At 69.6% G+C, this 12,464-nt stretch carries 11 protein-coding genes and 1 pseudogene; 9 read left to right on the top strand and 3 right to left on the bottom strand.

Annotated elements, in window-relative coordinates; all coding sequences use genetic code 11:
- The first annotated feature begins 40 nt into the window (after positions 1 to 40).
- Positions 41 to 1,630 carry an ABC transporter substrate-binding protein gene (locus IF43_RS0101910; RefSeq protein ID WP_030193015.1) on the top strand — a complete coding sequence of 530 codons (1,590 nt, stop codon included), beginning with the start codon at positions 41 to 43 and terminating at the stop codon, positions 1,628 to 1,630.
- A 187-nt stretch (positions 1,631 to 1,817) separates the two neighbouring features.
- Here the strand turns inward: IF43_RS0101910 and IF43_RS0101905 are convergent, their stop codons facing one another.
- Positions 1,818 to 2,489 (bottom strand): response regulator transcription factor, encoded by a 672-nt coding sequence (locus IF43_RS0101905; protein ID WP_030193013.1) that lies wholly within the window; start codon positions 2,487 to 2,489, stop codon positions 1,818 to 1,820.
- 73 nt (positions 2,490 to 2,562) lie between these two features.
- On the bottom strand, positions 2,563 to 3,357 hold the full coding sequence (locus IF43_RS0101900; protein ID WP_051794546.1) for a PD-(D/E)XK nuclease family protein: 795 nt from the start codon (positions 3,355 to 3,357) through the stop codon (positions 2,563 to 2,565).
- 296 nt (positions 3,358 to 3,653) lie between these two features.
- Between IF43_RS0101900 and IF43_RS0101895 the strand changes: the two are divergent.
- From IF43_RS0101895 to IF43_RS0101885, 3 genes and pseudogenes are all read left to right on the top strand, one after another.
- Positions 3,654 to 4,823, top strand: a pseudogene (locus tag IF43_RS0101895) (site-2 protease family protein); the annotation flags it as partial.
- Positions 4,824 to 4,841: 18 nt separating this feature from the next.
- A complete protein-coding gene (locus IF43_RS0101890; protein ID WP_030193007.1) occupies positions 4,842 to 5,750 on the top strand; it encodes a tRNA (adenine-N1)-methyltransferase in 909 nt (302 codons plus the stop codon).
- Positions 5,751 to 5,977: 227 nt separating this feature from the next.
- The gene (locus IF43_RS0101885; protein WP_030193005.1) at positions 5,978 to 6,553 is read left to right on the top strand and encodes a hypothetical protein; all 576 of its coding nucleotides are present in this window, start codon (positions 5,978 to 5,980) and stop codon (positions 6,551 to 6,553) included.
- A 4-nt stretch (positions 6,554 to 6,557) separates the two neighbouring features.
- On the opposite strand, the gene IF43_RS0101880 is transcribed toward IF43_RS0101885, so the two are convergent.
- Positions 6,558 to 6,878 (bottom strand): ferredoxin, encoded by a 321-nt coding sequence (locus tag IF43_RS0101880; protein ID WP_030193003.1) that lies wholly within the window; start codon positions 6,876 to 6,878, stop codon positions 6,558 to 6,560.
- A 253-nt stretch (positions 6,879 to 7,131) separates the two neighbouring features.
- Between IF43_RS0101880 and arc the strand changes: the two genes are divergently transcribed.
- The 5 genes from arc (at position 7,132) to prcB (ending at position 12,439) form a co-directional block, all read left to right on the top strand.
- Positions 7,132 to 8,898, top strand: a complete 1,767-nt coding sequence (gene arc / locus IF43_RS0101875; RefSeq protein ID WP_030193001.1) for a proteasome ATPase — start codon at positions 7,132 to 7,134, stop codon at positions 8,896 to 8,898.
- Between the two features lie 250 nt (positions 8,899 to 9,148).
- Entirely contained in the window at positions 9,149 to 10,660 is a 1,512-nt protein-coding gene (gene dop, locus IF43_RS0101870; protein WP_078909847.1) for a depupylase/deamidase Dop, read from the top strand.
- 146 nt (positions 10,661 to 10,806) lie between these two features.
- Positions 10,807 to 11,019, top strand: coding sequence for a ubiquitin-like protein Pup (locus IF43_RS0101865; protein WP_030192998.1), 213 nt, complete (start codon positions 10,807 to 10,809; stop codon positions 11,017 to 11,019).
- 38 nt (positions 11,020 to 11,057) lie between these two features.
- Complete coding sequence (locus tag IF43_RS0101860; RefSeq protein ID WP_030192997.1) at positions 11,058 to 11,648, top strand: endonuclease VII domain-containing protein; 591 nt, start codon at positions 11,058 to 11,060, stop codon at positions 11,646 to 11,648.
- The gene (gene prcB, locus IF43_RS0101855; protein WP_030192996.1) at positions 11,600 to 12,439 is read left to right on the top strand and encodes a proteasome subunit beta; all 840 of its coding nucleotides are present in this window, start codon (positions 11,600 to 11,602) and stop codon (positions 12,437 to 12,439) included. Before IF43_RS0101860 ends, prcB begins: the two co-directional genes overlap by 49 nt.
- Positions 12,440 to 12,464 lie beyond the last annotated feature (25 nt).

Genomic DNA, 12,464 nt, shown 5'->3' with positions numbered 1-12,464 from the left:
CCGGAGGACACCCCCAGCACAGACAGTGAGGCACGTTCGCGTGAGACGACGTAACCAGTGGTTGGCGGCCCCGCTCGGAGCGGCGACCGCAGCCGCCCTGCTCAGCGGTTGCGGTTCGGACGAGAGCGCATCCGCGGGCACCGGGCAGACGGTGGTCATGGGAATGTCGGACGACGTACAGGCCGTGGACCCGGCCTCGGGTTACGACCCGGGCTCCTGGCTGCTGTTCAACAACGTCTTCCAGTCCCTGCTGCACTTCCCCAAGGGCAGCACCACCCCCGAGCCCGACGCCGCGCAGGAATGCGGTTTCGACAGCGGTGGCAGCCGCGTCTACCGCTGCACCCTGCGCTCCGGCCTGAAGTTCAGCAACGGCAACGACCTCACGTCCGAGGACGTCAAGTTCTCCTTCGAGCGCACGCTGAAGATCAACGACGACAACGGCCCGGCCGTCATGCTCACCTCCATCGAGAGCATCGACACCCCCGACCCCCAGACCGTCGTCTTCAAGCTCAAGACGTCCGACGCGACCTTCCCCAGCAAGATCGCGTCGGGCGCGGGCTCGATCGTCGACCACCGCGAGTACCCCGCCGACAAGATCCGCACCGACGGCAAGGCGGTCGGCTCGGGCGTCTACATGCTGGAGTCCTTCGACAAGGACAGCGCCAAGTTCTCGGTCAGCAAGACCTACAAGGGCGAGGCCAAGCCCCGGAACAACGGCGTCACCATGAAGTTCTTCCACAACGACCAGGCGGCCCTGAAGAAGGCCATCGAGGACGGCAAGGTCGACTTCGCCTTCCGCGGCCTGGCCGCCAAGGACACCGCCGACCTCGGCGTCGGCGCCACCGCCGGCGACGGCTCGCAGATCGACGTCGTCCAGGGCGCCGGAGCCGAGGTCGAGCACCTCGTCTTCAACATGGACGACAAGACCGCCGGCCAGCTCGCCGTCCGCAAGGCCGTCGCCTACCTCGTCGACCGCGAGGCCCTGGTCCGCGAGGTGTTCGCCGGCACCGCCATCCCGCTGTACTCGATCATCCCCTCGGGCATCAGCGCGCACACCACGCCGTTCTTCGACAAGTACGGCGGCTCCCCCCAGCCCGACAAGGCCAAGCAGGTCCTGCGCAAGGCCGGGATCACGGACAAGGTCAAGCTCACCCTCTGGTCCACGCCGTCCCGCTACGGCCCCAGCACCGACGCCGAGCTCAGCCTCATCGCCAAGCAGCTCAACGAGAGCGGCCTGTTCGACGCCGACATGAAGTCCGTCGAGTTCGAGCAGTACGAGAAGGACATCGCCGCCGGCAAGTACGGCGTCTACGTCAAGGGCTGGGTGCCCGACTACCCGGACCCCGACAACTTCACCCAGCCGTTCTTCGGCAAGGGCAACGTCCTCGGCAACAACTACGAGAACGACGCCATCAACGGCGGGATCATCCCCAAGACCTCCGCCGTGGCCGACCGCACCCAGACCGAGAAGGACTACACCAAGCTCCAGGACATCGTCGCCGACGACGTGCCGCTCCTGCCCCTGTGGCAGAGCAAGCAGTACGCCGTCGCCCGCGACAACGTCACCGGCCTGCAGTGGTCCCTCGACGCCTCGACGGTCTTCCGCTTCTGGGAGATCAGCAAGGGCTGACCCCCTCCGCCGGCACGGCCCGCCCGTACGGGCGGGCCGGGCCGGCCCCCGGACGCACCGCCGTGCAGCAGGGCCGGGCCGCCGCTTCCCGCGGCGACCCGGCCCTTCGGCGTGCCACCGGCCACCGGCCACACCGGCCGTACCGACCGGCGCCCCGCCCCGACCCGCCGCGTACCCGCCTACTCGGCTACTGCGCCCCCGGGCGCACCAGTCCGCTCTCGTACGCGTACACGGCCGCCTGCACCCGGTCCCGCAGCCCCAGCTTCGTCAGCACGTGCCCCACGTGCGTCTTGACCGTCGTCTCGCTCACGAACAGGTCCGCCGCGATCTCGGCGTTCGACAGGCCCCGCGCCACCAGCTTCAGCACCTCGACCTCCCGCTCCGTCAGCCTCCCCAGCGTGTCCGGCACCGGTTCCTCGCCGGACGGCAGGTGGCCCGCGTACTTGTCCAGCAGCCGCCGCGTGATGCTCGGCGCCAGCATCGCCTCACCGGCCGCCACCACCCGGATCGCCTGCACCAGCTCCGCCGCCGGCGCGTCCTTCAGCAGGAACCCGCTCGCTCCCGCCCGCAGCGCCTCCACCACGTACTCGTCCAGATCGAACGTGGTCAGCACCAGCACCTTCACGGGCCCCGACCGGTCCGGGCCGGTGATCTGCCGGGTCGCCTCCACCCCGTCCATCCGCGGCATCCGGATGTCCATCAGCACCACGTCCGGCTGCAGCGCCCGCACCTGCTCCAGCGCCTGCAGACCGTCACCGGCCTCACCCACCACCGCGAGGTCCGCCTCCGCCTCCAGGATCATCCGGAAACCGGTGCGCAGCAGCGGCTGGTCGTCGACCAACAGGACACGGATCGCCACGGGAAACCTCTTCGCGCTCGTCTTCGTCGTCGGCGGCACCGCGGACCGTCACCGCGCTGCCCCTCCCGGCATATCAGGACTCGGCCGGAAGCACCGCATCCTGTCGCGGGATGACCGCCAGCGGATACGGCGGCGGCGTCCCCCCGAACTCCGGGCACACCGCCCGGTGGTCGCACCAACCGCACAGCTTCGTCGGCCGCGGCCGCCAGTCACCCGACTCCGTCGCCTCCCGGATGGCCTCCCACAGCGCCAGCAGCTTGCGCTCCACCCGCTCGAGGTCCCCCGGCACCGGGTCGTACGTCAGCACGTCCCCCGACCCCAGGTACACCAGCTGCAGCCGCCGGGGCACCACGTTCCGCAGCCGCCACACCACCAGCGCGTAGAACTTCATCTGGAACAGCGCGCCGTCCGCGTACTCCGCCCGCGGCGCCTTGCCCGTCTTGTAGTCGACGATCCGCACCTCGCCCGTCGGCGCCACGTCCACCCTGTCGATGATCCCCCGCAGCCGCAGCCCCGAATCCAGCTCGGCCTCGACGAAGAACTCCCGCTCCACCGGCTCCAGCCGCGTCGGGTCCTCCAGCGTGAACCAGCGCTCCACCAGCGCCTCGGCCTCCGCCAGCCAGCCCGCCAGCAGCTGCCCGTCCGCGTCGCCCTCGAACAGCTCCGCCAGCTCCGGCCGGGACTCCAGCAGCCGGTCCCACTGGCCCGGCAGCAGCTCCTTCGCCCGCGGCACCGTGCGCTCCGCGGCAGGATGGTCGAAGAGGCGCTCCAGCACGGCGTGCACCAGCGTCCCGCGGGTAGCCGCGGCACTGGGCTTCTCCGGGAGCCGGTCGATCACCCGGAACCTGTACAGCAGCGGACACTGCATGAAGTCACTCGCCCGCGAGGGCGACAGCGACGTCGGCCGGGCCGCCTCGGCGGCCCGCTCGGGTACGGGTGCGGCGGCGTCCGGCGCCGGGGTGTCGGGGCGGGACCCGGGCGTACCGGGGCTCGGCGCGGGCGCCGCGGGGCTCGTCTCCATGACCCACCACCCTACGGCCCGCCACCGACGGCGCGGCATACCATCGACGACGACCCCCCTCACACTGCATGATCGAGGCATCACATTCCGACAGGAAGGCAACCGTGGCCGACAGCGACGCAACCGGGGACGAGAAGAAGCGCCCCCCGCGCGACCCCGGGCCCGGCGGCGGCCTCCCCATGGGCCGCCCCTTCGGCGTGCCCGTCTACGTGGCGCCCAGCTGGTTCCTCGTCGCGGCCCTGATCACCTGGGTCTTCGGCGGCCAGCTGGACCGGATCCTCCCCGACCTCGGCCTGCTGCGCTACCTCGTCGCCCTGTTCTTCGCCATCGCCTTCTACGCCTCGGTCCTCGTCCACGAACTCGCCCACACCGTCGCCGCCCTCCGCTTCCGGCTCCCCGTGCGCCGCATCCAGCTCCAGTTCTTCGGCGGCGTCTCCGAGATCGAGAAGGAGTCCGAGACCCCCGGCCGCGAGTTCGTCCTCGCCTTCGTCGGCCCCCTGCTCTCCCTCGTCCTCGCGGGCCTCTTCTACGCCGGCATGCAGGCCGTCGAACCCGGCACCGTCCCCGGCGTCCTCCTCGCCGGCCTGATGATCTCCAACCTGATCGTCGCCGCCTTCAACCTCCTGCCCGGCCTCCCGCTCGACGGCGGCCGCATGCTGCGCGCCGTCGTCTGGGGCATCACCGGCAACCCCATGACCGGCACCGTCGCCGCCGCCTGGGTCGGCCGCGCCCTCGCCGTCGCCGTCCTCGTCGGCCTCCCCCTGCTCACCCAGACCGGGTTCCTGGGCGCCGAGGCCGCCGACACCGTCGGCATGGACACCGTCACCGACGCCCTGCTCGCCGCGATCCTCGCCGCCATCATCTGGACCGGCGCCGGCAACAGCCTCCGCATGGCCCGGCTCCGCCAGCACCTGCCCGAACTGCGCGCCCGCGCCCTCACCCGCCGCGCCGCCCCCGTCGAGGCCGCCACCCCCCTCTCCGAAGCCCTCCGCCGCGCCAACGAGGCCGGCGCCCGCGCGCTCGTCGTCACCGACGGACAGGGCAACCCCATCGCCCTCGTCCGCGAGAGCGCCATCGCCGCCGTCCCCCAGCACCGCCGCCCCTGGGTCCCGGTCAGCTCCGTCGCCCAGGACCTCACCGACGGCATGAAGGTTTCCGCGGACCTCGTCGGCGAAGAGCTCATCGACACCCTCCGCACCGCCCCCGCCACCGAGTACCTCGTCCTCGAACCCACCGGCGAGATCTACGGGGTCCTCTCCGCAGCCGATGTCGAGAAGGCCTTCGTCAAGGCCATGGCACGGCCGTCCGCATAACCCCGGTACTCTGGTCACATGTCCGAACCGACCGGTGCCGCCCGCCGTCGCGGGCCCTTCAAGGTCGGGGACCAGGTCCAGCTCACCGACCCCAAGGGACGCCACTACACCTTCACGCTCGAAGCCGGGAAGAACTTCCACACCCACAAGGGTTCCTTCCCCCACGACGAGCTGATCGGTGCTCCCGAGGGCAGTGTTGTCCGTACCACCGGGAACGTCGCGTACCTCGCGCTGCGCCCGCTGCTCCCCGACTACGTCCTGTCCATGCCCCGCGGCGCCGCCGTGGTCTACCCCAAGGACGCGGGCCAGATCCTGGCCTTCGCCGACATCTTCCCCGGCGCCCGCGTCGTGGAAGCGGGAGTGGGCTCCGGCTCCCTGAGCAGCTTCCTGCTGCGCGCCATCGGCGACCAGGGCATGCTGCACAGCTACGAGCGACGCGCGGACTTCGCCGAGATCGCCACGCAGAACGTGGAGCGCTACTTCGGCGGCCCCCACCCCGCGTGGCAGCTCACCGTCGGCGACCTCCAGGACAACCTCTCCGACACCGACGTCGACCGGGTCATCCTCGACATGCTCGCCCCCTGGGAGTGCCTGGAGGCCGTCTCCAAGGCCCTGGTCCCCGGCGGCATCCTCTGCTGCTACGTGGCCACCACCACCCAGCTGTCCAAGACCGTCGAGTCCATCCGTGAGGCCGGCTGCTTCGCCGAGCCCCAGCCGTGGGAATCGATGATCCGCAACTGGCACGTCGAGGGCCTCGCCGTCCGCCCGGACCACCGGATGATCGGCCACACCGGCTTCCTCGTCACCGCCCGTCGCCTCGCCGACGGCGTCGAGCCCCCGCTGCGCCGCCGCCGCCCCGCCAAGGGCGCGTACGGCGAGGACTACGAGGGCCCCGGCAGCCAGTCCGGCGGCTCCGGCCGCGGCTGACGCCGCCGAGGCAGGGCACGACCCCACCAACACCACGGCGCCGTGCCCCAGTTACCGCCACCGGCGGCAGAACTGGGGCACGGCGCCCTTTCGTTGCCGTCCGGGGGGACGCGGAACGCGGGGACGGGCCGCCCGGCCACCGTCGGACCCGGCCGTTCCGCACCGGTGTGAGGTGTGGCACGATGCTGGCTCAGCCCCGGCAGCACCTCGCACTGGAGACACCCCGCGTGCAGACCCCCGCCCTCCCGGAACTGGCCCACACCCGCACCCGGCCCGTCCACTGGGTCGCCACGGCGGCGGCCATGGCCGCGGTGGTCGCGGGCGCCGGACTGCTCCAGCCCCAGCGCGCCGCCGGCACCGCCCACGCGGCCCCGGGACCCGCGCCCTCCGCGCCCGACCCCACCGGGGTCGACTTCCCCCTCGACTGCCACGGCTTCCCCGAGAAGATCACCGCCCGCGCCGCGGGCGACCTCGACGGCGACGGCCGCCCCGAGACCGTGGCGGCCGTCCGCTGCGACGCCGGATCGGGCACCCCGCCGCACGGGATCTACGTACTCACCCGCGAAACGGCCGAAAACGCTCACCCCCGCGTCGTCGCGACCCTGCTCACGCCCGCGAAACGGCAGATCGTGACGGCCCTCGCCGTCCGCGACGGCGCCGTCACCGCCCAGCTCAGCGGCTACTCGTCACTCGACGTGCCCCGTTGCTGTCCCGACCTCACCCGTGACGCCGCCTGGCGCTGGACCGGCACGGCCTTCCTCGAGAGCGACCGATCGGAACCGGCCACCTCGGGGAGTGTGTGATCCGTCACTCCGCGTCAGGGCCGTAGACCTCGACCCTGTCCGAAACACGCCTTACGTGGATGCAGTCGCCCGGGCACTCCTTCGCCGAGTCCACCACGTCCCGCAGCAGCGGCAGCGGCACCGGCGTCGTCGCCCCCGCCTCCTGCAGCAGCTCGTCGTCGGCGCTCTTCACGTACGCCAGACCGTCGATGTCCAGCTCGAAGACCTCCGGCGCGTACTGCACGCAGATCCCGTCCCCGGTGCACAGGTCCTGATCGATCCAGACCTCCAGGGCCTCCTGGCCCTCGCCGGCGGACTCCGCGGCCACCTCGTGCTGCACGGTCATCTCTCCTGCACTTCCCTGCGCGCTGTGGTCCAACACGACGCAAGTCGCGCCAGCCCCGACGGGTGTTGAACAGTTCGACCTTACAACCGGCCGCTTTCAGATGTTGATGGGTGGGTATTCCCCTGGCGTGAGGGAGTACGCAAGGGTGAAGATCAGACACACCTCTACCGTCTTTGTGATCTAGGGGTTTCAATCACCACCAGCCCAGGTAGGGTCAGGAAGCGTCCAGCTCCCCTTGGAGGAGGTGAGGACCGTGGCAGCCCACGACGACGACATCAACCGCGGCATCCGGCCGGGGCGGGGGTCCGAAGACCCCGCCGGTCAGGTTGCCTATCTCGAGCAGGAAATCGCCGTCCTGCGCCGGAAGCTCGCCGACTCTCCGCGACACACGAGGATTCTCGAAGAGCGGATCGTCGAGCTGCAGACCAACCTGGCCGGCGTCTCCGCTCAGAACGAACGACTGGCGAACACACTCCGTGAGGCCCGCGACCAGATCGTCGCCCTCAAGGAAGAGGTCGACCGCCTCGCACAGCCGCCCGCCGGATTCGGCGTCTTTCTCCAGGCCAACGAGGACGGCACCGTCGACATCTTCACCGGAGGCCGAAAGCTCCGCGTGAACGTGAGCCCCAGCGTCGAGCCGGAAGACCTCCGGCGCGGCCAGGAGGTCATGCTCAACGAAGCGCTCAACGTGGTCGAGGCCATGGAATACGAGCGCTCCGGCGACATCGTCACCCTCAAGGAGGTCCTCGAGGACGGCGAGCGCGCCCTCGTCATCGGCCACACCGACGAGGAGAGGGTGGTCAGGCTCGCCGAGCCCCTGCTGGACATCACCCTCCGCTCCGGCGACGCCCTCCTGCTCGACCCCCGCTCCGGGTACGTGTACGAGGTCATCCCCAAGAGCGAGGTCGAGGAGCTCGTCCTCGAAGAGGTCCCGGACATCGACTACGACAAGATCGGCGGCCTGGGCAACCAGATCGAGCTGATCCGCGACGCCGTCGAGCTCCCCTACCTCTACCCCGACCTCTTCAAGGAGCACGAACTGCGGCCGCCCAAGGGCGTCCTGCTGTACGGGCCCCCCGGCTGCGGCAAGACGCTCATCGCCAAGGCCGTCGCCAACTCCCTTGCCAAGAAGGTCGCCGAGGTCTCCGGCCAGCCCGCCGGGAAGTCCTACTTCCTGAACATCAAGGGCCCCGAGCTCCTCAACAAGTACGTCGGCGAGACCGAGCGGCACATCCGCCTCGTCTTCCAGCGGGCCCGCGAGAAGGCCAGCGAGGGCACCCCCGTCATCGTCTTCTTCGACGAGATGGAGTCGCTCTTCCGCACCCGCGGCTCCGGCGTCAGCTCCGACGTCGAGAACACCATCGTCCCCCAGCTCCTCGCCGAGATCGACGGCGTCGAGGGCCTGGAGAACGTCATCGTGATCGGCGCCTCCAACCGCGAGGACATGATCGACCCGGCCATCCTGCGCCCCGGCCGGCTCGACGTGAAGATCAAGATCGAGCGTCCCGACGCCGAAGCGGCCAAGGACATCTTCACGAAGTACCTCAAGGCCTCCCTGCCCCTGCACACGGACGACCTGTCCGAGCACCAGGGCTCCCCGGAGACCACGGTCGCCAGCATGATCCAGACCGTCGTCGAGCAGATGTACGCGGAATCCGAGGAGAACCGCTTCCTCGAAGTCACGTACGCGAACGGCGACAAGGAAGTCCTCTACTTCAAGGACTTCAACTCCGGCGCCATGATCCAGAACATCGTGGACCGGGCCAAGAAGATGGCGATCAAGAACTTCCTCGACCACAACCAGAAGGGCCTCCGCGTCTCCCACCTGCTCCAGGCGTGCGTGGACGAGTTCAAGGAGAACGAGGACCTCCCGAACACCACCAACCCCGACGACTGGGCCCGGATCTCCGGAAAGAAGGGCGAGCGGATCGTGTTCATCCGTACCCTCGTCACCGGAAAGCAGGGCGCGGACACCGGACGCTCCATCGACACGGTGGCCAACACCGGTCAGTACCTCTGAAAAACAGGGCGGCTGCGGGTGCCCTACCAGGGGCACCCGCAGCCGACTGCATTTCCGGCCGGAACCGCACCCACGGCAATGACCGAAATGATCTCCCCAGCAGCGCGGAGCCGTTCTAGGCTCTTCCGTACCGCCGGCCGCGCGAATGCGGAGACGGGCACCGCACACGCACCCACCGCACACGCACCGGAGCACCAGCGGTACTGAGCGCCGCTCCCGAAGCGGAGCGCCGCCGGGCAAGGAGGGCCGCATGACCGTACGGCGAGTAATGGGCATCGAGACGGAGTACGGGATCTCCGTCCCCGGCCACCCCAACGCCAATGCCATGCTCACCTCGTCCCAGATCGTCAACGCCTACGCGGCGGCGATGCACCGGGCGCGCCGCGCCCGCTGGGACTTCGAGGAGGAGAACCCGCTGCGGGACGCCCGCGGCTTCGACCTCGCCCGTGAGGCCGCCGACAGCAGCCAGCTCACCGACGAGGACATCGGCCTCGCCAACGTCATCCTCACCAACGGCGCCCGCCTCTACGTCGACCACGCCCACCCCGAGTACAGCTCGCCCGAGGTCACCAACCCCCGCGACGCCGTCCTCTGGGACAAGGCCGGCGAACGGATCATGGCCGAGGCCGCCGAGCGCGCCGCCCAGCTCCCCGGCGCCCAGCCCATCCACCTCTACAAGAACAACACGGACAACAAGGGCGCCTCCTACGGCACGCACGAGAACTACCTGATGAAGCGGGAGACCCCCTTCTCGGACATCGTGCGCCACCTGACGCCCTTCTTCGTCAGCCGCCAGGTCGTCACCGGCGCCGGCCGCGTCGGCATCGGCCAGGACGGCCGCGAGCACGGCTTCCAGATCAGCCAGCGTGCGGACTACTTCGAGGTCGAGGTCGGTCTGGAGACCACCCTCAAGCGGCCCATCATCAACACCCGCGACGAGCCGCACTCGGACGCGGAGAAGTACCGCCGGCTGCACGTGATCATCGGCGACGCCAACCTCTCCGAGATCTCCACCTACCTCAAGCTCGGCACCACGGCCCTGGTCCTGTCCATGATCGAGGACAACTTCATCACCGTGGACCTGGCCGTGGAGCAGCCGGTGCGGACCCTGCACCAGGTCTCCCACGACCCCGGCCTCACCCAGCTGATCACGCTGCGCAGCGGCCGCACGCTGACCGCCGTGCAGCTCCAGATGGAGTACTTCGAGCTCGCCCGCAAGTACGTCGACGAGCGTTTCGGGGCCGACGCGGACGAGCAGACCAAGGACGTCCTCACTCGGTGGGAGGACGTGCTGAACCGGCTCGAGGGCGACCCGATGAGCCTGTCGGGCGAGCTCGACTGGATCGCGAAGCGGGAGATCCTGGAGGGCTACCGGCGCCGGGACGGACTCGGCTGGGACGCGGCCCGGCTGCACCTGGTCGACCTGCAGTACTCCGACGTACGGCCGGACAAGGGCCTGTACAACCGTCTGGTGGCCCGCGGCAAGATGAAGCGGCTCCTGTCCGAGGACGCCGTGGAGCGGGCCGAGAGCAAGCCGCCGGAGGACACCCGGGCCTACTTCCGCGGCCGCTGCCTGGAGCAGTACGCGGACGACGTCGCGGCCGCCTCCTGGGACTCGGTGATCTTCGACCTCCCGGGCCGCGACTCCCTCCAGCGGGTCCCCACCCTGGAACCCCTCCGGGGTACCCGCAAGCACGTCAAGGAACTGCTCGACCGATGCCGGACCGCGGAGGACCTTGTCCGGGTCCTGTCGGGCAGCTGAACGCGGCTGAAAGCCGGTCCGTCCGGGAATCATGGAAGTAATCCCGGACGTACGAAAAGTACGGGACCGAAAGTCGGACCCTCCTTGTAGGGTCTGAGCAGGGTCTGATCTTGAGATCTCGAACCGAGTAGCGGGGTGAGGTAGACATGGCGACCAAGGACACCGGCGGCGGACAGCAGAAGGCGACGCGCTCCACCGAGGAGGTCGAGGAGCAGACCGCGGAGGCGGCCACCGACCTCAAGGAGCGGCAGGAGAAGCTCTCGGACGACGTCGACTCCGTCCTCGACGAAATCGACGACGTCTTGGAGGAGAATGCGGAGGACTTCGTGCGCTCCTTCGTTCAAAAGGGTGGCCAGTAAGGCCATTTGACCTTCGAAACGAAGGGCGAGGGGCGGGAATGGCGGGCTTGGAGATGAAGCGCTGTGCGCGGTGCGGGGAGGAGAAGCCGCGCACGGCGTTTGCGATCAAGAGGTCCAACCTGGACGGCAGGCAGCGTGAGTGCCGGGACTGCCAGGCTGAGCTTCACCGTAACCGGCAGGTCGCCTTGGGGCGCAAGGTGCGCCCCAAGGTCGACGTACCGGACGGGCACAAGCTCTGCCTGCGCTGCGGTGAGGTGAAGCCGCACTCCGACTGGCATCGCAACAGCAGCGCCTCCGACGGTCTCTCTACTCGCTGCAAAACGTGCACGGCGGCCGAGGGCAGAGCAGGCCACCTCAAGCGCCAGTACGGCATCACCGAGGCCGAGCGCGATCAGATGATCAAGGACCAGTTCGGCATCTGCCCGATCTGCCTGACTCCGGGGCCCGTGCATGTGGATCACTGCCACGAGACGGGTAAGGTCCGTGGCGTACTGTGCTTCAACTGCAATTCCGGCATCGGCAAGTTGGGCGACGACCCCGACACACTGCGTCGGGCCATCAATTACTTGGAGGGACAGGCGTGGAAGCCAATTTTGATCGCACCGGGCGTCTACCAGCTGCCTTCCTGACGCCGGGGTCCTCGTCCTTCATGGACTTCCTGGGGAACCACGCGCCGGAGATGCTGCCGGGCAACCGGAGGCTGCCCGAGGGCATCGTCGAGGCGCCGCACGGCACCACGATCGTGGCCGCGACGTTCCCCGGAGGCGTCGTGCTCGCCGGTGACCGGCGGGCCACGATGGGCAACATGATCGCGCAGCGCGACATCGAGAAGGTCTTCCCGGCCGACGAGTACTCCGCGGTGGGCATCGCGGGTACGGCCGGCCTGGCCGTCGAGATGGTCAAGCTGTTCCAGCTCGAGCTGGAGCACTTCGAGAAGGTCGAGGGCGCCACGCTCTCGCTGGAGGGCAAGGCCAACCGCCTCTCCACCATGATCCGCAGCAACCTCGGCATGGCCATGCAGGGCCTGGCCGTGGTGCCCCTCTTCGCCGGCTGGGACGAGGGCAGGGAGAAGGGCCGGATCTTCTCCTACGACGTCACCGGCGGCCGCTCCGAGGAGCACGGGTACGCCGCCACCGGCTCCGGTTCGATCTTCGCCCGGGGGTCGATGAAGAAGCTCTACCGCGACGACCTGACGGAGGAGCAGGCCACGACCCTGGTCGTGCAGGCCCTCTACGACGCGGCCGACGACGACTCGGCGACCGGTGGCCCGGACCTGGCCCGCCGGATCTTCCCGATCGTCACCGTCATCACCGACGAGGGCTTCCGGAGGCTCACGGACGACGAGTCCGCGGCACTGGCCCGCTCCATCACCGAGCGCCGCCTGGAACAGCCCGACGGGCCGCGCGCCGCGCTGCTCTGATCATTCGTCATCGAGTTCGTCACTG

The sequence above is a fragment of the Streptomyces sp. NRRL S-87 genome, assembly GCF_000719335.1.
Taxonomy (GTDB): Bacteria; Actinomycetota; Actinomycetes; order Streptomycetales; family Streptomycetaceae; genus Streptomyces.
This window is presented reverse-complemented; position numbering and strand designations above follow the sequence as displayed.